The sequence below is a fragment of the Pelagibius marinus genome (assembly GCF_014925385.1).
Classification (GTDB): domain Bacteria; phylum Pseudomonadota; class Alphaproteobacteria; order Kiloniellales; family Kiloniellaceae; genus Pelagibius; species Pelagibius marinus.
This window is the reverse complement of sequence record NZ_JACSDK010000004.1, coordinates 1-22,133: the sequence shown is the minus strand read 5'-3', so window position 1 is coordinate 22,133 and position 22,133 is coordinate 1. Positions and strand designations below refer to the sequence as shown.

Below are 22,133 nucleotides of genomic sequence, written 5' to 3'. Positions count from 1 at the left end.
ATGGCTAATCCCTTCCTCCGCCGTGCGACCGAATACGTTCGCGAAGATGAAACCTTCCTCTCGATCGTCAGTCCGGCGCCGCTCACTACCTTCCTGGCTACCAGTCGGAACAAGGACGACATGTTCGAGGTGCCGGTCCGCATCATCGGCGCGCCCGGAAGCGGCAAAACGATGCTCGCCACCTTGGCCGAATTCCGGATGGTCGAGACCATCCTCAAGGACGAGACAAATCCGACCAACCGGACTTTGGCAGACGCGCTCGCGCAGGCCGGATTCCTCAAGGGCGGAAAACCAAACGTCGCCGCCGTACGCGTGCCGATGGAATCCGAATACCGAGACTTCTGGGAGCTTCCCTACGAGCCCATCGTTAAGACGAAACTCGCCTTCTGGCTCGTCCAGGCCCGTGCCATGCTGGGCCTGATCCGCAACCTCACTGCGAATAGGACGCGCGAAATCGACGCGATAGGGTTCATTCCCCGCGCCAACTACGAAGCCCATCTAGAGCAGATCGGCGGGCTATCGGCCATTGGCATCCGCGACCGTGCATTGGCCGTTCAGCGCGCCATCTATTCGGTCGGCGCTGGACTCCGGGCGCCGAAGCTCGAAGACCTCCCGGTCGACGCTACTGCGCCCTACGCGCCGTTTGACGCCATCAGTCGGATTCGCATCGAATGGAACGGTGAGACGATCGAAATGAGCCCACTCGTCATGCTCGACGACGTGCACGCGCTTCATCACGACCAGCTGGAGGCCATGTTCGGTATGCTGTCGCACCGGGAGATGAAGTTTGGCCGCTGGATGATGATGCGGCTCGACGCGCTCAGCCCCGGCGCAGTCATGCGGTCCCATGGCAGCCAGCCAACACACAATCGCGCTACGGGTCGCGACTTCGTTGACATCCGCATGCAGGGCGACGCGAAGAAGGATGCTTCCCGGCGCCAGTTCCGGACCCTGGCGCGCGACATGGCTAAGCGATACCTGCCAATGGTCGAGGGCCTGCGGAATCGCAATGCGACCGATATCGACCGCCTCATTCCGAGCGAGCCCCCCAAGTTGAGCCCTGGCCAGCTAAAAGACCTCGAAGTCAGGGTTGCCAAGGATCAAGAACGACTGAAGATCGGACCGACCCGGCGCAAGGAGATCGACAACATCGTAGACGACTTCGTAAACCGTACGAAGTCGTATGACGACGGCCCCGAAGTGGCCCTCGCAATGAAGCGCATTCTGCTGCATCGCTACGCCGTCCGCATCGCCCGCTCGACGCCCTCGCTGTTCGAAGAGATCGACCCGGATCCCAAGACGCCGCTCAAAGCGGATGCCGACGTCGCCCACGGCGCTCGTCTGCATCTGCATCACGAGTACGGGCGTCCGCTACACTACGGCGTCGACGACATCTGCGACGCGAGCAACGAGAATGCCGAGGTCTTCCTGCAGCTCGCAGGCGCCCTCGTCGCGAACGTCGAGACCAGGGCGATCCGCAACAACCCCCTCGCTCTGCCCGCGCGCGAGCAGCAATCGATCCTGATCGACAAAGCCAAAACGATCATGGATGAGTGGGCCTTCCCCCACGCGCAGCGCGTACGAGAAATGGTCGACACCATCGGCAATGATTGCCGGGCCGAATCCCTGCTGTCCAACGCCCCCCTCGGGGCTGGTGCCAACGCGATCGCGATCCTCGAAGAGGAGATGGAGAATCTGTCGTTCGACGATGAGCTCGGAGCTATTCTCAAGTACGCAATCGCGAACGGCGCCATCACCATCGAACGCAACTACGGACAGGGCAGCAAGCTCTGGGCCCTCATCGAACTCACCGGGACGGTTGGCCTCGTCTACGGCCTGACCTTCAATAGGGGTGGCTTTTTACCCCAGAAGATCGACTACCTGCGCAAAATCACGGGGCTGGCCAATGCGTAGGCACTGGGAGAACTGCATCACCAATTTCGATGGTGCGGTCGAGACGTTCGTGGCCGAATATTTCGCCGACACGGCACGTCGAGTCCTGCTCGTCGCGGCCGCCGGCTTCGATCCCAGGTCGCGACGCATTTCGCAGATGCTCGCTGACACGCTCGACGATCGACTATCAGCCGTGTTCATCCGCGAGGAGCGGCCGGGCGCCTCCGAAGCGCTGATCTCGCAGGCCGACAAGAACGAGACGGCCCTGAAGGAGATCGTTCCTGACTGCACGGTTTTCAATGTCGACGTCTTCGCGGACGACGGAGCGCCGGTCGGCGGTTCGCGCATCGTCTCGTTGCTCGGTCAACATCCCGTCGCGGACGAGGTGACCGACGTCATTCTCGACTTAAGCGCCCTCTCCATCGGCATCGGTTTTCCTGCGGCGCGGATGCTGCTCGAGGACTGTGAAGCGGTCACCAATCGCGCCTTCCACCTCATGATCGTTTCGAACCCCGAGATGGACGACAGGATCTCGAGCGTGCCGTCGAGCCGCGCCGGAACGGTCAAGGGTTTCTCCCCGCCGATCGAGGCCGAAGGCCAAGGGCTAGCCCAGGTCTGGATCCCTCAGCTCGCGCGCGGTCGTGCCCTGGCGTTGACGCAGATCGGGGCAGCGATTCAGCGGCGCTACAAGATTTGCCCGCTCCTCCCCTTTCCCGCTCGCGATCCCCGGCGTGCCGACGATCTGCTCGCAGAGTTTCGCACTGAACTGGTCGACGAATGGGAGGTCGACCCACGCGATGTCGTTTATGCCTCCGAGCGGAATCCACTCGACTGCTATCGTACTCTCTCGACCCTTAAGACCCGCTTCGATAGAACCATGAAAGGCACCTACGAACCCCGCATGGTGCTTTCGCCAGTTGGGAGCAAAGTGCTCGCCGCAGGGGCACTGATGGCTGCCATCGAGCACGACATGGCCGTGCAGTACCTCGAGACCGAGAGTTACCTGTTCGACAATCCCGAGCCAAGCCCTGACGGCCTACCTGACATGTGCGTTCACCTGATCCTTTCCGGGCCACTATACGCCAGCTACGACGAAATGGAGCTCCCGGATTGACGACCCCAATCTTCAGCGGGAAACTGGACACACTTCCCGCCACGCTCGATCTGCTCGACGGCTACGATGCGGGATCCCTCGCCGGCGGTATCGCGCAAGGCGCACGGCGACATGCGCTGGCGATTGGATCCGGAGGTTCGGCGATCACGGCCGAATACTTCGCACGCTGCCGCGATTCGCTCGGTCTCGGACCGACGACCGTACAGACCCCGATGCAGGCGGTACTCGACCAACACGAACTCACCGAGAGCGACGTCTGGCTTTTCAGTGCCGGCGGTAACAATCCCGATGCGGCAGCCGCCTCGCGGGCTACATTGGATCGGAACGCAAGACGACTGCACTTGGTCACCCGCAATCCGGATGGGTCGGCCGCGAGCATCGTCGAGCGGGGAGGCGGGACCGTCCACGCGGTGCCCGTCGCGGACCTGAAGGACGGCTATCTCGCCACCCATTCCCTCCTCTCATCGGTTATTGCCATCCTTTTCGCCTGCAACGTGGTTTCAAGGGATCCGAGAAGCACCGCAGGGTTGCTCAACGCTCTTATTTCGCGCCTTACCGACATGCGCGATCATGAAATCCGGGCGTCACGCATTGCCGAGCTGGCGACGCTCAGGCGAACCGACACGGTGATTGTTGCCGGCGACCCTCTTCTCAAGCCGATGTCCGTGCTGCTCGACACTTCGATTTGGGAGGCGTCGCTCTGTCATGTGCAGACCACTGACTTCCGCAACCTGGCGCACGGCCGCCACGGTTGGCTGTATCATCGCCTGAACGCGACGCTGATTCTCGCGCTGACGGGCGCCGATACCCACGCGACTTGGACAGCGATCAAGGCGGCTTTGCCGGCTTCACTCCGCAGTATGGAGTTCAACCTGACGTCCTGTGGCCGCCTCGACAATGCGCTCGCTATGATTGACGGGCTTGGCATGATCGAAGCCATGGGAACCGTTCTCGGCATTGATCCGGGAAAGCCAGGGTTCGGCGGATTCGGACGATCGATCTACGACGACCGCTCGTTGGCCAAGCTCGCGGAAGCGATGCCGCCGCAAGTGCGGCACAAGCGTGCAGCTATCGCTAAGTCGGACACCCATGACCCAGCGGATGATCCCCTCAACCTGATCGCACGTGATCGACTCGAGGCGCTGGCCAATGCCGAGATTGGCGGTGCTGTCTTCGACTACGATGGAACCATCGTGACCACGGCCGGCCGCTGGTCGGTGCCGGACAAGGAGATCGTGGACGAACTGGTGAGACTCCACCGCGCGGGCCTGAAGATCGGCTTCGCGACCGGCCGCGGGGGATCGGCCGGGGAGGATCTCAGGAAGGTCCTGCCCGCCGACATGCTGCGCTCCATACTGATCGGCTACTACAACGGGGGGCACCTCCGCACGGCTGACGTAAATATCGATCATGACCACCCAGCGGCGGATCCGGCAATCACCGAAACCGCAGCCTGGCTCGACCGACGCGGCGACCTCTTCCACCGATGCGAATTCAAACACCGCGAAGTCCAAATTACGGTCGACATGGACAAGCTGCGCCATCCCTACCGGTTTCCAGTCGATCTCAAGGACTGCGCGCCGTTTGCCGACGGCCGGGTTCGAGTCGTGGGGTCGAGCCACAGCTACGACATCATCCCCACAGCGTCATGCAAGCTCGTCGTTGTCGAGGCCCTAAAAGCTGCGTTGCCCGGCGGGGTCGAGGTGCTCTGTTTCGGCGACAGCGGCTCACGACCGGGCAATGATCACGCGCTTCTCTCTCATCGGTTCGGAATCAGTGTCGGAGACGTCTGCGGCGCGGCGAACGGGTGCTGGTCCCTGTTTGGCGCTGGCCCCGTGGGACCAGAAGCCCTTCTCAGAATCCTGCGCGCTCTGCTATCGCGAGATGGAAAGATTCGTCTCAATGTCGCATCGCTTGGTCTCGACAGATGACAACGAATGAGTATATAAGGTGAACATGCGCGGCTCAAGCTACCGTTCCAGCCATCGTATTGACGTCGCCGGCACCGGACTCACTGTGCTCGACCGCGTCTATGCCGATGGTGATCTTGCCGACGAAGCGCTCGGCGGATCATGCGGGAACGTGCTGGTCTCGCTGGCGATGCTTCACCGTCATGTCGTGCCCGTACTGGCATTGGGAAATGATGACGCCGGCGTGAGGTTGATCGACGAGTTCCTTCAGGCCGGAGCGACAACTCAATACATCACTCGGCGTGCCGATCTGCGCTCCCCCGTGCTGGCACAAGAACTGAACACAGCGTTGGGCCAGCATCACTTTAGCTTCGTATGCCCAGAGACGCGCGAGGAACTGCCGCGCTATCAGCCTATCAGCGAGACCGAACTGACATCTGCCTTGTCGATGCTCACGCGCTGTACTGTGTTCTATACCGACCGTCTCTCCGACAGCATCCTCCAAGCCATGAGAACGGCAAGCGCCGCAGACGCAGTAATATTCTTTGAGCCGTCCGATATCAAAGAAGATGGGCTCTTCGAGGAGGCGTTGCGGCTCGCGACCATCCTCAAGTATTCGGAAGATCGGTTGGGGGAGCGCTTAGGGGATCACCTAACCGATTGCGTCAGCATCGTCACCTACGGGGCCGCTGGTCTCGAGGTCCGCGGCGGCGGTGAGACGATCTGGTGTGAGGCAATCGACGCCCCCCAAGTCTTAGATACCTGTGGATCAGGTGATATGGTGAGCGTCGGTGTGATAGACTGGATGCTCGGCAACAGCTTTTGTACGAGCCGCCTCAAAGCGACTGACCTTCTCGAAGGTATCGTCGCCGGGCAGCGTCTCGCGGCCGAGAATTGCGCCTATACGGGAGCCCGGGGTCTCTTCAAGAAGCGGGGCGCCGAATACGTCCGCGGGATCCTGAGCAACCACTCTTCAAGTTATTAACCGTCCGTTACTCGGCAGCCTCGAATTGAGTCGAGACTGTCTTGGCGTTGTCGCGCAATTCCGCACGCAGTTCCATCAACAGTACGCCAAGCATATTGCGGCCGACTCCGTTGACCTCGCCCCACAAACGATTGACCTCGTTGTCAACGGTCGCGGTCTCCACGAGCCTCGCGTCACCGGTCGATAGGAGCAGATCGCGAAGGTCCGGGTGCTGGGTGAACTTGGCCCGCAAGACAGCCCGCATACGATCGAACTTCGTCTTCGACCAACCAGGGGCCACGTCCCAATAGTAGAGCCCATGGGCCGCCATTGCGAGAAGCGATGGAGACGGCGCCTCCATGAGCCATTTACGTACTGCCGGCTTGCGCGCCTTGCCAGCCTGATAGGCATGCTCGCTGGTTGCGAACACCTCACCTTCGAAGACGACGTCGCGTCGATATAAATTGCTGAATGCACCGAACGGCTTCTCGCTTGCCCTGTAGAAACGGACCTCATCCATTGATGCCTCCTTGCAAATTAGCATGCCTTTTGACATGCTAATTTGCATGAAGCCGACACGCAAGCAACTAAATGCTCTTCGGAAGAGAATTTCCGACCAATATGCGAAGAGCAACCTCAGCAAGGCCGACATAGGCAGGCTGGCGAACGTCCACCCGAGTCAGGTTGGCCGAATCTGCACCGGAAACTTCAAGACCATTAGCAATAACGTCGTGCAGGTATGCAAAATATTGAAGGTTAAGGCGCCCAAGTTGGACGAGGAGGCCAACATCGATACAGAATGGGCGAAAGCCAACGCTAGCCTTCGTCGTATCTGGGACCAAACTCCGGAGGGCGCCGTAATGATCAGGCGAATGCTGGACGCTGTTGCAGATTTGCGCGCTTCCCAGCCAACCGATGATCCAGAACCACTAGCTTGACCGTTCGGTTGCAGGTTGTGGCGGCGCAAAAGCAGCGATCTGATCACCACCTCCGGCAGCTCCCATCATGCGCAACCATGGCTTCCTCTGGCTCGGCAGGACGGGCTGGTCCCGCTCCCCGATCTATGACCTCAACTCTAGCGGAGGCCATTCCGACTGGATTGGAAGGAGCAACTTTCACCAACTACAGCCATCCGGCGGCGGTCCTCTTCGTCAGGTTGTTGCCCATCACGTTCAGCGACTAGCCGCTGACGTAGGCCAGCATCAGAATCTTGGCCGCGCGCTCGAAGTGGTAGAGGTGGTTGAAGGCCTCGGCCACCGTCGCCACGCTGCAGGTGACGCCGTGGTTGCCCATCAGCATGATCGGCTTGTCGCCCAGCGCCTCGGCCAGCCTCGCGCCTTCCCCAGCGCCTGGATTTGGGGTGATACGCCCGTCGCCACATCTGTGCTAAACCTGCTAGGCTCTCCACCTGGGGTCGTTTAAGACGCCCCGGAGGGGAGAGGAATGAACGCCGTGGTATTCTGGAAGCGCGCCGCCGCTGGCCGTGCGCGGGACCAATAAGGGAGTCTCGGCCGGCCCATGCACAAACGCGCCTTCAGCGAGCGGGACATCTGCACCAAGTTCATCACCCCTGCCCTCCGCAAGGCGGGGTGGGATGAGATGTCGCAGATCCGTGAGGAGGTCAGCTTCACCAAGGGCCGGATCATCGTACGCGGCAAGCTGGTCAGCCGCGGCCAGGGCAAGCGGGCCGACTACATCCTCTACTACAAGCCAAACATCCCGATCGCCCTGATCGAGGCCAAAGACAACAGCCACAGCGTCGGCGACGGGATGCAACAGGCGCTCGACTATGCCGAGACGCTGAAGATCCCCTTCGTGTTCTCCTCCAACGGCGACGGCTTCGTCTTCCACGACCGCACCGGCGCCAGCGCCCAGCGGGAGACCAACCTCGGCCTCGATGCCTTCCCCTCGCCGGCCGAGCTCTGGACGCGCTACCGCAGCTGGAAGGGCCTGACGCCAGAAGCCGAACAGATCGTCCTGCAGGACTACTTCGACGACGGCGGCGGCAAGGGCCCGCGCTACTACCAGGTCAATGCCATCAACGCCGCGATCGAGGCCATCGCCAAGGGCCAGGACCGCATCCTTCTGGTGATGGCCACCGGCACCGGCAAGACCTATACGGCCTTTCAGATCATCTGGCGGCTGTGGAAAGCCGGCCGCAAGAAGCGGATCCTCTTCCTGGCCGACCGCAACGTGCTGGTCGACCAGACTATGGTGAACGACTTCCGCCCCTTCGGTGCCGCCATGGCGAAGCTGTCGACCAAGGGCAAGACCATCGAGCGTGACGACGGCCGTACGATCGACATCACCACCGCCGTCGGCAAAAAGCGTCGGATCGACACGGCCTACGAGATCTACCTGGGCCTCTATCAGGCGATCACCGGCCCCGAGGACCGCCAGAAGCTCTACCGCGAATTCTCGCCGGACTTCTTCGATCTGATCGTCATCGACGAGTGCCACCGCGGCAGCGCCGCCGAGGACTCGGCCTGGCGGGAGATCCTCGCGTACTTCTCGGCCGCCACACAGATCGGCCTGACCGCAACGCCGAAAGAAACGGAGTACGTCTCGAACATCGCCTACTTCGGCGAGCCCGTTTACTCCTATTCCCTGAAGCAGGGCATTCAGGATGGCTTCCTGGCGCCCTACAAGGTGATCAAGGTCCACGTCGACCGCGACATCGAGGGCTACCGGCCCGAGATGGGCCAACTCGACCGCGAGGGCGAGGAGGTCGAGGACCGCATCTACAACACCAAGGACTTCGACCGCACCCTGGTGCTGGACGAGCGCACCAGGCTGGTCGCCCGCAAGGTCACCGAGTTCCTGAAGGAAAGCGGCGACCGCTACCAGAAAACCATCGTCTTCTGCGTCGACCAGGAGCACGCCGCCCGCATGCGCCAGGCGCTGATCAACGAGAACGCCCACCTGGTGGAAGAGAATTCCCGCTATGTCATGCGCATCACCGGCGGCGATCCCCAGGGCCAGGCGGAGCTGGATAACTTCATCGACCCAGAATCCCGCTATCCGGTGCTGGTCACCACCTCGCGCCTGCTCTCGACCGGCGTGGATGCCCAGACCTGCCGGCTCATCGTGCTCGACCGGGAAGTCGGCTCGATGACCGAGTTCAAGCAGATCGTCGGGCGCGGCACCCGCATCCACGAAGACACGCGGAAGTTCTACTTCACCCTGATCGATTTCCGCGGCGCCACCAGCCACTTCGCGGACCCCGACTTCGACGGCGAGCCGGTCCAGATCTATCAGCCGGGCGAGGACGACCCCATGACGCCGCCGGAACCGGAGGAGCCGGCGCCCGGCGGCCTGGAGGAGCCGGAGAGCTCCTACGAGCCAGAGCCGGAGGAGACCGTCCTGGTCGACCCTCTCGACACCCTGGGTCAGGAAGGCTCAGGGCCGAGGAGGAAGATCTACGTCGACGGCGTCAGCGCCACCATCGTCGCCGAGCGCGTCGAGTACCTGGACGAGCACGGCCGGCTGGTGACCGAGTCGCTGCGCGACTTCACCAAGAAGGCCCTGCGGAAGCGCTTTGCCAGCCTCGACGACTTTCTGAAGCGCTGGAAAGCCGCCGAGCGCAAGCAGGCCATCATCGAGGAACTCGAGGCCGAAGGCCTCTCCCTCGATCCCCTGGCCGAGGAGGTCGGCAAGGATCTCGATCCCTTCGACCTCATCTGCCATGTCGCCTTCGACGCAAAGCCGCTGACGCGCCGCGAGCGGGCCCAGAACGTGAAGAAGCGAAATGTCTTTGCCAAGTACGGCGAGCAGGCCCGCGCCGTGCTGGACGCCATGCTGGAGAAGTACCAGGACGAGGGCGTCATCAACCTGGACGACCCGCGGGTGTTGCAAATCACACCCTTCTCCAACATGGGCACGCCCCTCGAGCTGATTAGGGCCTTCGGCGGTAAGGATCACTTCGAGCGGGCTGTCCACGAGTTGCATGACGCGCTGTATGAGGGAATCGCCTGATCAATGGAGAAAATAGGGACCCAAAAGATCTGGTCATATTATGACGGCGTTGGCGCTGCCCGCCCTGCATCTAATCATACGATCCGAGGTGGCCCTGGGCACGTGGTCGGAACGTACTTCCAACTGGCAAACAAAGTCGCTGAATTGCAGTTCCGCAACCGTGACCACGTCTTGTTGTTTCGCGGCCAAAAACGCGACCATCTGACCACAAAAAAGAATAGTTCTCTCAAAGCAAGCTTGTTCAGGCTTGAAGGGAAGAAGGTCCCAAGCCCAACAACCTTGGAAAAACGATTCAAAACGCTTCGAATGGCTGAAGAAGCGCTTGTTGTCCGCTATTCAGCAGAGAAGCTACTTGGATTTGAACGCCTGAAACGTCACCGCATCCTCCGATGGACGATCCTTCAACACTATGAGGTGTGCGCGACCCCACTTCTAGACGTTACCCAGTCATTGCGAATAGCCGCGTCGTTTGCGTCCCACGACAACGAGACGGACTCGGCCTTTGTATTCGTGTTTGGCGTGCCTAATCTCAGCGGCGCCGTTACGGCTAGCTCCGAGTCCGGACTTCAGATTATCCGCCTTTCGAGTGCCTGCCCACCTGCCGCAGTTCGCCCACATATCCAAGAGGGATACCTGCTGGGTGAATACCCCGAGATCACTGACTATGAACAGAACGCACATTATTCCTACTATGAAATGGACTTTGGCAGGCGTCTTCTTGCAAAATTTCGCTTCAATCCAAGGCTGTTTTGGAAAAGCAAGGACTATCGTCCCGCATCCGATAATGCCCTCTATCCCGCGGAGCATCGCGATCCATTGCTTCTGATCGCGGGCCAAATAAAAGAAAAGATTGAGAAAGAAAAAGGCTGAACATGTCCGTCCGTACCATCGTCAAATCCATCCAGGACATCATGCGCAAGGACGTCGGCGTCGACGGCGACGCGCAGCGCGTCAGCCAGATGTGCTGGATGTTCTTTCTCAAGATTATCGATGACCAGGATCAGGAGCTGGAGCTGATGCACTCCGGCTACCGCTCGCCGATCCCCAAGCGTTTCCAGTGGCGCACCTGGGCGGCCGATCCGGAAGGCCCAACCGGAGAGGATCTGACGCGGTTCATCAATGACGAGCTCTTTCCCGCGCTGAAGACCCTCCCCCTCACCAACAAGCCAGGGGACCGGGCCCGCGTGGTCCATGACGTCTTCATCGACGCCTACAACTACATGAAGTCGGGTCAGCTGATGCGCCAGGTGGCCAACAAGATCAGCGACATCGACTTCAACAACCTGAAAGAGCGCCAGCACTTCGGCGACGTCTACGAGCAGCTTCTCAACGACCTGCAGTCGGCCGGCAACGCCGGCGAATACTACACGCCGCGCGCCGTCACTTCCTTCATGGTTCAGCAGATCGACCCGCATCCGGGCGAGACGCTGCTTGATCCCGCCTGTGGCACCGGCGGCTTCCTCACCTGCGCCATGCGCCACATGCGCGACCGCTATGTGAAGCGGCCGGAGGACGACACGGCGATGCAGGCGGGCCTGCGAGCCTTCGAGAAAAAGCCGCTGCCGCACATGCTCTGCGTCACCAACATGCTGCTGCACAACGTGGTGGACCCCAGCTTCGTGCGCCACGACAACACCCTGGCGCGGCCCTACATCGGCTGGGAGCAGAAGGACCGGGTCGACATCGTCGTCACCAATCCGCCCTTCGGCGGCAAGGAGGAGGACGGCATCGAGTCCAACTTCCCGCAGCGCTTCCGCACGCGGGAGACGGCGGACCTCTTCCTCGCCCTCATCATCCGGCTGCTGAAGCCCGGCGGCCGCGCGGCCGTGGTGCTGCCCGACGGCTCGCTCTTCGGCGAGGGCGTGAAGACCCGGCTGAAGGAGCACCTGATGGAGGAGTGCAACCTCCACACCATCGTGCGCCTGCCGAACTCGGTGTTCCGCCCCTATGCCTCCATCGGCACCAACCTGCTGTTCTTCGAGAAGGGCGAGCCGACGAAAGAAACCTGGTATTGGGAACACCGCGTGCCAGAGGGACAGAAGGCCTATTCCATGACCAAGCCGATCCGGCTGGATCACCTGGCCGACTGCGCCACCTGGTGGGGTGGCGCTAGGCGCAAAGGGCGCCAGGAGGGCCCGCGCGCGTGGAAGGTGACGGCCGAGGAGGTGAAGGCCCGCGGCTACAACCTCGACATCAAGAATCCCCACGCCGAGGAGGAGGATCACGGCGACCCCGAGCACCTGCTCGCCGAACTCACCGCCGCCGAGGCCGAGGTAGTCAACCTGCGCGACCAGTTGAAGGCTATCCTGAGCGAGGCCCTCGCCCGATGAGTGACGCCGGTTTTTCCGCGGGTCGCCTACTGGCCCTCTACGACCGCATTGGCGAGGCTCCCGATGCCGTCGCCCGCCTGCGCCGCTTCGTGCTCGACCTCGCCGTCCGCGGAAAGTTGGTGGAGCAAGATCCGGCAGATGAACCGGCAACGGAGTTGCTGAAGCGAATCGCGGCGGAGAAGGCGCGGTTGGTGAAGGCAGGAGAAATCAAGCTGCGGAAGGTGAAGGCCCGCGACCGAGAAGATCCATTGGTTTTCCCTCTCCCGTACGGCTGGGCAATGACGGATCTGGGCTCTGTCGCATTCAAGATTACGGATGGCGCTCACAAGACCCCAAATTATGTCGAAAGCGGCGTTCCGTTCGTAAGTGTCAAAGACTTTAGTGGCGGGACGCTTGACCTATCCAGCACCCGGTTCATCACAGGGGCAGAGCACAAGGTCCTCTATCAGCGGTGCGACCCGCGGCGAGGTGATATACTTCTCGGACGAATTGGAACGCTTGGAAAAGCAGTACTGGTCGATACTGATGTCGAGTTCAGCCTCTTTGTGAGCGTCGGCATGATTCGGTTTGATCCGGACAACATTGATGCTTACTTCCTTCGCCTCCTCCTCAACTCGCCCTTTGTTGAAGCCGAATTTGATCGGATCAAGATCGGTGGCGGCACACACACCAACAAGCTGAACCTTGGTGACCTCCACACGGTGGCGCTCCCCCTCCCACCCCTCGCCGAGCAGCATCGCATCGTGGCGAAGGTCGACGAGCTGATGGGGCTCTGCGACCGGCTGGAGGAGGAACGCACAAGGCGCGAGGCCCTGCGCGACCGCCTGACCGCCGCCAGCCTCGCCCGCCTGACCGCGCCCGACGCCGATGGCGAGGCGTTCAAGTCCCACGCCCACTTCACCCTCGATAATCTCCCGGCTCTGACCGCCCGCCACGGCCAGATCAAGACCCTCCGCCAGACCATCCTCAACCTCGCCGTCCGCGGCAAGCTGGTAGAACAGGACACAGCAGACGAGCCGGCGTTGGAGTTGCTGAAGCAGATCAAGAAGCGCAGACAGGAGCTTGCAGCGGCGCATGGCGTGCGGAAGAAGAAGCCGATTGAACCGCTGGCGGACGAGGATGCACTAAACCTGCCTTTTGGGTGGTCGGCAGATGCTTTCGCAAACCTGATCAACCCAACGGCTACTATCTCCTACGGCGTTCTGGTGCCGGGACCAGATGTCGATGACGGAATTCCGTTCGTGCGCGCCCAAGACTTGATGCTCACTGATCACCCGGAGAAGCCGAGCAAGACCATCGCTCCAGAGGTCGAGGCGAGTTATGCGCGTACTCGGTTAGTCGGGGGCGAAATCCTATTATGCGTCGTCGGCAGCATCGGAAAGATCGGGGTTGCTCCTATGCACTGGGCAGGCGCGAATATTGCCCGAGCCGTTGCCCGTATTTCGCCAGTAGATCTGGTTGACCGCAACTATCTGCTCGTCTTTCTCCGCTCTGATCGTGCGCAGGGCTATTTCGCGGAGGCTACGCGGACGCTAGCTCAACCAACGCTGAATGTTGGGCTCATAGAGAAGCTCCCTGTCCCCCTCCCTCCCCTCGCCGAGCAACGATGCATCGTAAAGAAGGTCGACGAATTGATGGCGCTCTGCGACCGGCTGGAGACCACACTCACCACCACCGACACCACCCGCCGCCGCCTCCTCGAAGCCCTCCTCCACGACGCCCTGGCGCCAGCCGCCAGCACACAGGAGGCAGCGGAATGAGCTTTCGCGTTCTGGATGCACTACCGATTCTCGTCGGACAACTCGGCCAAACGATCAACAAGGTGCCAAACGGTCGACCTCGAGCGGGAATGGAGAACAAGAAGGTGATGGGCTTCCGCACCAGATCCGGCAAGGTCCTGGCCCTGGACGTCTATCCTGAAAATATTGATCGCGTTCGGCTCTGGATCGAGCCGCCGGAGCCGGCCTCGTTGGCAGGCGTCTCTCTCTTGTCCAGCAAGAAATGCGCAGATTTAAGGCGCCCTGAACTAAATCGCCTGTCCGATGCCGAGGCCCTCTACCTCGAAGTCGAGACGAAACAAGCCCTACATAACCTCCTACGATGGTACCCATGAGAGTCGCTGGCGTGCATCTAGACCTCCTCAAGATGCTTCGCTTCCCGCAGGGGGTACACCTCACCGCTGCGCCCCCCACCCGACGCAGCCTCAAAGCCGTCCTCCACGAAGCTCAGGCATTGGCCGCCGGAGCGGGAGAGGCCGCAGAATGAGTTGGGCCGGCAAGGACTCTGCGGAAGTGGTGGAGTTCTTAAGGATCTTTGCTCAGTTGAAAGACTGGAGCAACGATGCGCCGGATGAGCTTGCGGACTCGGCGGATCATGATCAAAGCATAAAGGTGTTCTGCGGGAGGCTCCGCTGGGTCGGGCAGAACCTAAAGCGTGAGGAACGCAATCATAGGGCCCTCTTCGCTACTCCCGTAGACCCTACTTTCCTAGCCGAGTGGCGCGACTACGAGAAGAGGTATGAGTCGATCCTTTCCGGCATTTGGTTCGATAATCTGTTCAAAGGCCTTGGTCCGAGACTGCCGTCGCGGACGCCGAAATCGGAACGCGACTGGCAGATCGCTGACGACATCGCCGATCGAGGGCGTGAAATGATCGTTCGTAGTCCATCGACACCCCGATTGGCCGTCGCAAAATGACAGTGCGCGAGTTTATCGGTTTACCCTTTAAGTACGTGGGCAAGATCGAGCCCGAGAGAGACGAATACGGTGAAATCTTGGAACTCCTGCCCCAGGAACGATTCAAGGACGCAGACACCGCAAAGCTGCATGCCTATGGTGCTGGGCCGTTTTGCCGGTTTCGTATCGGCCGCGGCCATCACAAGCCGGGACTATACGTGCTCACACTCGACAATGAAGCCGTTTATGCCGGTGAATGCGTTGACCTCGCCAAGCGCTGGGGACCGAACGGATATGGCTCTATTTCCCCACGAAACTGTTTCGACGGCGGTCAGCCAACCAATTGCCGCCTGAATGCGGCGATCCTTGTCGCTGTGAAGAAGGGGCAACGGCTGGATCTTTGGTTCCATGCGACGGAAGGCTCCAGGGAAGAGCGGCAAGCCGCAGAGACCCGGCTGATCATGGATCTTCGACCAGTATGGAACCGCGCGAAGTTAGGGTAGTGAGCAATTCGCCCCGAAGACTTACAATCATTGCGGGTAGCTGAGTGACTTTGATTTTGGGAGCGATCGCATGGATGGCAAGCCCCTCGGTCGACTGGAGCGAGTCGAATTGCGCGATATCTGGACCAGTGAGGCCTCGGACTTCACGCCCTGGCTGGGGCAGTCGGAGAATCTGGCAGTCCTGGCGGAGACGCTCGGGATGGACCTTGAGCTGGAGGCGCAAGAAAAGAACGTTGGCCCCTTCCGTGCCGACATTCTCTGCAAGGACATCGGCAGCGACGCCTGGGTCTTAGTCGAGAATCAGCTGGAACGCACGGACCACACCCACCTTGGCCAATTGCTGACCTACGCCTCCGGCCTCCAGGCGGTCACCATCGTTTGGATCGCATCCCGCTTTACCGAAGAGCATCGCTCGACCCTCGACTGGCTGAACAAGATTACTGACGAGAGCTTCCGCTTCTTTGGTCTGGAGGTGGAGCTGTGGCGGATCGGCCAGTCACCGGCCGCCCCGAAGTTCAACATCGTCTCCAAGCCCAACGACTGGTCGCGTGAAGTTGCGAGAGCGGCGCGCGCCATCGATGACACCGAGCTGTCAGAAACCCGCATTATGCAGAGAGCGTACTGGGAAGCCCTCCATCGAGTGCTCAATACAGTGGATGGCCCGGTCTCGGGCAATCGCAAAGCGGCGCCACAGTCCTGGATGCCGTACAGCGTCGGGCGTGCTCATTTCCAGCTCAGCGCCGTGATGAACCGACCGAAGAAGCAGGTCCGGGCGGAGTTGTATATGACAGGCAGAAACGCGAAGGCCTTCTTCTGGCTTCTGGAGCAACAGAAGGAAGCCATTGAACAGGAACTGGGCTATCCTCTTGATTGGGAAGAGCTTCCGGCGGGCCAAGATTCCCGCATCGCCGTGTACTTCGAAGAGGCCGATCCCGAGGACGAGTCCGACTGGCCGCGCCAGCACGAATGGCTCGCCAAGCGCCTGAACGAGTTCCACCGGGTATTCTCCCAGCGGGTCAAAGCGCTGGACCCGGCTGACTGGCGGCCTGAGGAAGACGGAGGTGAAGGTTGACTTCTCGAGCGCTACTCTTCGTTCGAAGTGGCAACACGCTTAGTCCACTGTTCGCCGAGCCAAAAATAGTACGCGGTCCCAACTATGATGGCGGGCATGATCGGTTCAAACAACGCGTCGGAGAAGGCTGTTAAGCCACGTGCTGCAGCAAACACAATGACTCCGAGCAGTATAGCTTTGAGCAGTTGCCACGGTTGGACGACCATCATCTTTGCGCTGTGCGCAAGCGAAAGTACAACTAGCAGGCCCAAGGCGATTTCTGGGGCCTTCCCCGGTGCAATGAAGAGGTCCTTGGCGAGGGCGTACATCGCAATCACCGTCCAAGCCGCTTCTATTGCAACATAGACTGGATAACGCAGAGTACGACCCGCGCGGCGATAAGTGAGCGCGCGATTCACGGACAGATCATCGCCTTTTTGAATCATTTCGAAGGACTTTGTGTAGACGGTAGCTCGCGCAATTAAGAGAAAGGGTTGGGCAGCTCAATCCCAAAGGCCACTCGGAACACAATGACGGCGACACCATAGATCAACACGGCGAGAAACCCAAAAATGGCGAAGCTGCCAATTCCATATATCGCCATCAATAAGAAAGCGCCCCAGGGAAAGCCCGGCGCCGGCGGCGACTGATCTATCCCAGGCGTAGCCTGCGGCTTCTTATTACCCTTCGCCATTCAATGAGGCCTCGTCATACCATCGCCCATTTCCGTAGCAGGGAAGCGCGAACTTGTCTACCTAAGCACAACTCTGCGCTCATCAGAGGAGAAGCCGAATCTAATGGAGCAAGATCAGGCAAATGCGAACCGTTCTCGGCATTGATGCGGCCTGGACGCTGACCCAGCCCAGCGGCGTTTCCCTCGCCGCCGAGGACGCGAACGGCTGGCACCTGGTGGTGGCCGAGAGCTCCTACCAGCGCTTCCTGGCGCAAGTGGATAGCGGCCAGGCGCCGGAGGAGCGGCCCTTGGGCGCCCTCCCCGACGTGCCCGGGCTGCTTTCCGCAGCCACAGCGCTCAGCGGGATTTCCGTCGACCTTGTTGCCGTCGACATGCCGCTCGCCCTTTCGCCGATCATTAGCCGGCGCGCCTCCGACAATGCCGTCTCAAAAGCCTACGGGGGACGCAGTTGCAGCACCCATTCGCCCAATGCGCAGCGGCCTGGCGCTCTCAGCGACCGGCTGAGGGAAGATTTTCACCGGGCCGGCTTTCCGCTGCGGACCACGACCATGGCAGTGCCTGGCCTGATCGAGGTCTATCCGCACCCGGCCCTGGTGGAGCTGGCAGGCGCTCCGGCGCGCCTCCCTTACAAGTCTGCCAAAGTCCGCAAATACTGGCCCTCCAACAGCCCGACCGAGCGTCGAGCACGATTGCTGCACCAGTGGGAGGAGATTGTTGGCCTGCTGGAGGGTGAGATCGCCGGCGTGACCGCCGCCCTCCCGAAGCTCGAGCCCGGCGCCGCCGGCTGGCAGCTCAAAGCCTACGAAGACTCCATCGATGCCGTCATCTGCGTCTGGGTGGGAATCTGTGCCCTGGAAGGCCGGGCAGTCCCTTTCGGTGATGCAGACTCCGCGATATGGATTCCTGTCCCAATAGTTGACTCTCGCACCGGCGAGGAGCGTCCTACAGAGGACGCTCCTCGCTAGGTACTAAGACTGCCCTAGTGGACGGTGCTACCGTCTATATCTTCAATCAATCGACCAACGGCAGCCTTTGCCTGCCGGGGGTCAACCAAGATTTCGGCCGCCAATCGCAATTCGCTGACGCCGTTGTCCCTGGCCCAATGTCCAAAGACCGTGCTGGCGAGCCGGTTCCAGAAGACCTGCACCGCCGCGGTATACTCCTGAAGCGCTGCGGTTTGCTCCGGCGCCGCCTTGCCTTCACCACGCAAGTAGACATCCACCTGGGCTCGCACCTTGGCGACCCCGTCCATGGGTAGAGAGATCGAGACGACGACGTCAAGCGTTTCGCCGAGAAGATCGGAGCAAGACTGGGCCCTAAGATAGAACATCTGCATGCCGGCGACCGCCGACACCAAGTCAATCGGCCAGGGCTGCAGCGCGGGCTGACGAACGTCCGCCTTCATGAAGGCCACCTTGAAGGGTGACAGTGTGTCGTCGAGCAGCTGAAAGACGTCCTCGATACGACGCTTGCCGGCGCCCTTTTCGTAAATGGCGTCTTCAGACGCTTGAATGCGCAGGGGCTTGCTTTGAAGCGTCGCATCGTAAGTGACCTTGAGTTCGCCGCGCTCGAGACCAGCCGCCTGGTAGATGGAAGGAACGATGGTTTCAGCCAATAGCATCGGGTCGACCAGGATGGGAGTGAGATCATGGAACATGAAGAAATACCTTTCGATCTTCGTTTGGAGACCGACGGCAGGGCCTGAATGAACCTGCCGCCTCCAAGGAGGGAGAGGCGGCGGGACGGTCAGGGACGTCTTTTTTTGGGTAGAGGCGTCTTCGGCGAAGACGCCAAAATCGAAGGGGCGACCGCATTGGCGGCCGCCCCCTTTTGACGATCTATGGCACTCTTACTGCTGCCAGGCCGGCCATCGCGGCGGATGCACCTGCAATGGCTCCGACTTGATGGGAACCAACATGTTAACGTTCAGATCGACGATGCCGCTGTCCGCGAGCCAAGGACCCATCTTGTCCGCGAGATAGGCCCAGTGGCTATGCACCCTGTTGATCACGTCGCCGTCAACGGGGCCACCCGGCCCGACCTTCACCGGACAGGTCATATTCACCTCAGGACGAACCGTAAGCTCCCCACCGTCTCGGTGTTCTAACGATAGCTTGAGACTGGCATTGATGGCCTTATAGTCTGAGCGATGCAGCGTATCGGGCCAGTCCGAGATCGCCAGCGCCGCCGAGGCGAGGAAGATCGGACTCAATGTCGCCGACGGCTCGTCCACCGGGATCAGTCGGCCTCGAAACTCAGCGACGAAGCCTGGCGATAAAGCAGCATCCAGCATCTCGGCCCAAACCTTGCCCATATCGGTCATGCCGGGATGGGTCGGCGCACCGTCGGATCGGCGGCAGTGGAATCCGCCGTCTTCGTAGCCTGAGTAGACGTACTCCAGTTCCACGCGCTCGACGTCATGGAGGACGCGCAGCGAGGGCATCTGCTTGTCTACGATCCTGCGAAGCGTCGTATCGATCTCCGCGCACAGCGGGACGCTGGGAGAAAATGCATTCTCTTCCATTCTTGAATTCCAGTCATTGTAGTGAGATGGACAGCGCCGCTTATCTGACGCCTCGATCAGCCCAGGCGTCAGGTAAGCGGCCCTATGCAAACCAACCTATGCGGAAAGTTGTCGGAACTTCCGACAACTTCCTCGACGGCTCCCGCCGATAGCTAATCCCTCTCAACGTCCCCTCGTCCTTTCCTCGACTTGCCTATCTCGACTCCCCTTGGCGACCGGGGTATGGAGCTCGACTTTGTCGGCGGCGTTGGGCGCTGCCCATCCGGGGCCTTCATTTTGGCCCCACTCGGCAGCCACGGACGTTCCGTATCGGATGCCGCAGACTTTCGCTTGAAACGATCTGTGGATGCCACGTTTGCAGGACTGCTGGCCGGCTCATCTGATTCGACCTCCTTCAGGATCTTGTCTCGCGCTTCCTCAAGGAACGCCTTATCGTCTGGCCGGCGCTTGATCAGGTCGTCGATGAAACTCCGGAAGCCTTTCTTCAGGAGGTCAAAGCGGCGCTGCCACTTGTCAGCGCGTTTCCTCTCCTGAACAACCCTCTCAACGACTGCAATGAACGTGCGCTTAAGACGATTCAGTAGAGGATTGCCGTCTTGCACCTTCGGCAGGGGCTGGCCCTTCTGGACGCTCTCAATAATCGCCGTCACCCCCTCTTCCAGGACCTCAAGGTTGCGACGCTCTGCCTGGTGGGCGCGTTGCAGGCCCTCCGCCTCTTCTTCGGCGTGCTGCCGCTTCTGCTTTTCCTCCTCCGCGCTCTGCTGAGCCTCCCGCCATAGGGCGGCGTACCGACGGTGCTCCAACACAGTAAGTATAGCTGCGTGCTGGCCGCCGAACTGCTTATAGATCTCGGGCGGCACCGTGTCCTCCGGCGCAAAACCAAGAGCTCCCTTATCGGTCCGGAAGAACCTGATTCCTCTGTCGCTCTGAAGCCGGTCGACCAGTGCCATACTCTTGCTCAGCTGCTCGTCGAGTTTCGGAAGCGTTCCCAGATGCGGCGCCGCCGCCAACATCGGCGCAACGAACGAGGCGTACTTCTCGATTTGTAGTTTGTCGGCATCCGTAAGATGGCGCGTCGCACCTCGCGCTTGGATGCCTCCATCTTCCATGGCGACGAACTCGACGCCAAGGGACGTGAGTTCTGTAATCCGCGCAAGCACGCGTAGCAAAGCCGCGCGGTCAAGCGCCGCTTCTTCTTCACGTTCGTTGGTGGCCTGCTCTCTCTTGTCGATCTCCGTCATCCGTCGACGCAGGTCGCGCTCAGTTTCGTTCCAGTCAAATGCCGTCATCGGCATGTCTCCGTAGGTCTGCGTTGCCGGCCGCCCGTCCAGGGCGGCGTGGAATCCGCCGTCCAGGTTCAGCTGGCGGCGGAGGATTTTTGGTGAAGCGCCAAGTGCGGTAGTCGGCCCGGGCTGCTGCGGATCGTCAGCTTCGCGCTTCCAACGTGCCTTGGCAGAGACACGCTCGCGATCTCCGACGGTGGCGAGCAGGTCGTTGTAAACCTGCTCCCAGGACTGGCGCCACCGGTAGAGCTGCTTCTTGGTATTCCAGGCTCTCTCCTTTTCCCCGAAGCCCTCCGGGCCGATCTCGCGCATGGTGAGCATCACGTGCGCGTGGGGTTGGTAAACGAGTATCTTGCCGTCAGGGAGCCGCCAGGCATGCAGGCCGTCGGGCGGCATATCGCGCAACAGGTCTCCTGCCGCCAGGGGCCGGATCGGTACCCCCGCCCGTTCCAACTCGGCAATGCGCGCGGCCTGCTGCGGCTTCTTGGGATCCAAGGCAGTTCCGTATGCATGGACCGCTATGTCGGCTACCATGCCGAGAGCGACCACTTCGTCTTGGAGCCAATCGCGGGTCGCTGGCAGGCTCTTGTGCAATGGAACATTGAGCGGCAGTGTGACGACCAGCTCTCGGGCGAGCTGTGAGTCTTTGCGCTTCTCCGCGATCTCGACCATTTGCCACAAATGCTCGCTGTTTGCGGCCCAGGTGGGAGCGCCTTCCGGCGCTAGAGTTTCCGTATGGATGACGCCGCGCTTCTTACTGTAGTCATGAACGCGGCGTCCCTCTTCCGTTGTGGACGTTGTCCGCGCTCCGCGCCGGTAGGCGCCCGCGGCAACGGCTGAGCCGCTGCGATAGGCACGCGCGCCGTCTGCGCGCTTTCCTGCGCTGCGTCCGATGATCCGGGTTTCGAGGCGATAAAGCGCCACGCCTGCTTTCCTTTGTTGCCGGCCGCCGGTAGGCGGTTGGCCGGTGGACGTCGCGAGAGCGACGTATAACCGAGCCATTCATATTGAGTGTGACTGGGGCTGGAATCGCTCTCGAAGGGAAAGATGGTTCCCCGCGAGGACCGCTGCAGAAGTTTCTTTCTTTAGGTTTCCGGAGCACGTCGCTTTTCTGAAGAGAGCGCGTGCTCCCGTGGCGATGCCAGGCGGGAGGGGGGGGGGGGCGCAAAGCAAATTTGAACCCCGCTCTCTCGCCCCCCTCTTTTTTGGCGGCCCGG

The 22,133-nt window shown here is 60.9% G+C and carries 21 protein-coding genes; 14 read left to right on the top strand and 7 right to left on the bottom strand.

The window, feature by feature from the left end; all coding sequences use genetic code 11:
* Genes H7X47_RS07545 through H7X47_RS07530 form a run of 4 tightly spaced genes read left to right on the top strand, consistent with a single transcriptional unit; the run spans position 1 to position 5,902 of the window.
* Entirely contained in the window at positions 1-1,914 is a 1,914-nt protein-coding gene (locus H7X47_RS07545) for a hypothetical protein (protein WP_193368050.1), read from the top strand.
* Positions 1,907-3,007, top strand: coding sequence for a hypothetical protein (locus tag H7X47_RS07540; protein WP_193368049.1), 1,101 nt, complete (start codon positions 1,907-1,909; stop codon positions 3,005-3,007). The genes H7X47_RS07545 and H7X47_RS07540 overlap by 8 nt, the downstream gene beginning before the upstream one ends.
* Entirely contained in the window at positions 3,004-4,938 is a 1,935-nt protein-coding gene (locus H7X47_RS07535; protein WP_193368048.1) for an HAD family hydrolase, read from the top strand. Before H7X47_RS07540 ends, H7X47_RS07535 begins: the two co-directional genes overlap by 4 nt.
* Positions 4,939-4,963: 25 nt before the next feature.
* Positions 4,964-5,902 (top strand): PfkB family carbohydrate kinase, encoded by a 939-nt coding sequence (locus H7X47_RS07530; protein WP_227010297.1) that lies wholly within the window; start codon positions 4,964-4,966, stop codon positions 5,900-5,902.
* A gap of 7 nt (positions 5,903-5,909) precedes the next feature.
* Here H7X47_RS07530 and ybiA read toward each other — a convergent pair whose 3' ends face one another.
* On the bottom strand, positions 5,910-6,401 hold the full coding sequence (gene ybiA, locus H7X47_RS07525; RefSeq protein WP_193368046.1) for a riboflavin biosynthesis intermediates N-glycosidase: 492 nt from the start codon (positions 6,399-6,401) through the stop codon (positions 5,910-5,912).
* A 22-nt stretch (positions 6,402-6,423) separates the two neighbouring features.
* Between ybiA and H7X47_RS07520 the strand changes: the two genes are divergently transcribed.
* Complete coding sequence (locus H7X47_RS07520) at positions 6,424-6,819, top strand: hypothetical protein (RefSeq protein WP_193368045.1); 396 nt, start codon at positions 6,424-6,426, stop codon at positions 6,817-6,819.
* Positions 6,820-7,060: 241 nt separating this feature from the next.
* Here the strand turns inward: H7X47_RS07520 and H7X47_RS07515 are convergent, their stop codons facing one another.
* Complete coding sequence (locus tag H7X47_RS07515) at positions 7,061-7,210, bottom strand: class II aldolase/adducin family protein (protein ID WP_227010296.1); 150 nt, start codon at positions 7,208-7,210, stop codon at positions 7,061-7,063.
* Between the two features lie 189 nt (positions 7,211-7,399).
* Between H7X47_RS07515 and hsdR the strand changes: the two genes are divergently transcribed.
* From hsdR to H7X47_RS07475, 8 genes are all read left to right on the top strand, one after another.
* Positions 7,400-9,856, top strand: a complete 2,457-nt coding sequence (gene hsdR / locus H7X47_RS07510) for an EcoAI/FtnUII family type I restriction enzme subunit R (protein WP_193368044.1) — start codon at positions 7,400-7,402, stop codon at positions 9,854-9,856.
* A 3-nt stretch (positions 9,857-9,859) separates the two neighbouring features.
* Positions 9,860-10,726, top strand: a complete 867-nt coding sequence (locus H7X47_RS07505) for an FRG domain-containing protein (RefSeq protein ID WP_193368043.1) — start codon at positions 9,860-9,862, stop codon at positions 10,724-10,726.
* Positions 10,727-10,728: 2 nt separating this feature from the next.
* Positions 10,729-12,186, top strand: a complete 1,458-nt coding sequence (locus H7X47_RS07500) for a class I SAM-dependent DNA methyltransferase (RefSeq protein ID WP_193368042.1) — start codon at positions 10,729-10,731, stop codon at positions 12,184-12,186.
* Entirely contained in the window at positions 12,183-13,946 is a 1,764-nt protein-coding gene (locus H7X47_RS07495) for a restriction endonuclease subunit S (protein WP_193368041.1), read from the top strand. Before H7X47_RS07500 ends, H7X47_RS07495 begins: the two co-directional genes overlap by 4 nt.
* The gene (locus tag H7X47_RS07490; RefSeq protein WP_193368040.1) at positions 13,943-14,299 is read left to right on the top strand and encodes a hypothetical protein; all 357 of its coding nucleotides are present in this window, start codon (positions 13,943-13,945) and stop codon (positions 14,297-14,299) included. Before H7X47_RS07495 ends, H7X47_RS07490 begins: the two co-directional genes overlap by 4 nt.
* 148 nt (positions 14,300-14,447) lie before the next feature.
* Positions 14,448-14,882 carry a hypothetical protein gene (locus tag H7X47_RS07485; RefSeq protein ID WP_193368039.1) on the top strand — a complete coding sequence of 145 codons (435 nt, stop codon included), beginning with the start codon at positions 14,448-14,450 and terminating at the stop codon, positions 14,880-14,882.
* Complete coding sequence (locus H7X47_RS07480) at positions 14,879-15,364, top strand: GIY-YIG nuclease family protein (protein WP_193368038.1); 486 nt, start codon at positions 14,879-14,881, stop codon at positions 15,362-15,364. Before H7X47_RS07485 ends, H7X47_RS07480 begins: the two co-directional genes overlap by 4 nt.
* Before the next feature lie 70 nt (positions 15,365-15,434).
* Positions 15,435-16,436, top strand: a complete 1,002-nt coding sequence (locus tag H7X47_RS07475) for a DUF4268 domain-containing protein (RefSeq protein WP_193368037.1) — start codon at positions 15,435-15,437, stop codon at positions 16,434-16,436.
* An 11-nt stretch (positions 16,437-16,447) separates the two neighbouring features.
* Here the strand turns inward: H7X47_RS07475 and H7X47_RS07470 are convergent, their stop codons facing one another.
* Both H7X47_RS07470 and H7X47_RS07465 read right to left on the bottom strand, forming a co-directional pair.
* Positions 16,448-16,861: a hypothetical protein gene (locus H7X47_RS07470; RefSeq protein WP_193368036.1), complete on the bottom strand. Its 414-nt coding sequence runs from the start codon at positions 16,859-16,861 to the stop codon at positions 16,448-16,450.
* A gap of 35 nt (positions 16,862-16,896) precedes the next feature.
* Positions 16,897-17,109, bottom strand: coding sequence for a hypothetical protein (locus H7X47_RS07465; RefSeq protein ID WP_193368035.1), 213 nt, complete (start codon positions 17,107-17,109; stop codon positions 16,897-16,899).
* Positions 17,110-17,231: 122 nt separating this feature from the next.
* Between H7X47_RS07465 and H7X47_RS07460 the strand changes: the two genes are divergently transcribed.
* Positions 17,232-18,074, top strand: coding sequence for a DUF429 domain-containing protein (locus H7X47_RS07460; protein WP_193368034.1), 843 nt, complete (start codon positions 17,232-17,234; stop codon positions 18,072-18,074).
* Between the two features lie 14 nt (positions 18,075-18,088).
* On the opposite strand, the gene H7X47_RS07455 is transcribed toward H7X47_RS07460, so the two are convergent.
* The 3 genes from H7X47_RS07455 to H7X47_RS07445 form a co-directional block, all read right to left on the bottom strand.
* Positions 18,089-18,766, bottom strand: coding sequence for a hypothetical protein (locus H7X47_RS07455; protein WP_193368033.1), 678 nt, complete (start codon positions 18,764-18,766; stop codon positions 18,089-18,091).
* A gap of 192 nt (positions 18,767-18,958) precedes the next feature.
* Complete coding sequence (locus H7X47_RS07450; protein ID WP_193368032.1) at positions 18,959-19,633, bottom strand: hypothetical protein; 675 nt, start codon at positions 19,631-19,633, stop codon at positions 18,959-18,961.
* A 152-nt stretch (positions 19,634-19,785) separates the two neighbouring features.
* Positions 19,786-21,840, bottom strand: coding sequence for a MobA/MobL family protein (locus tag H7X47_RS07445; RefSeq protein WP_193368031.1), 2,055 nt, complete (start codon positions 21,838-21,840; stop codon positions 19,786-19,788).
* Positions 21,841-22,133 lie beyond the last annotated feature (293 nt).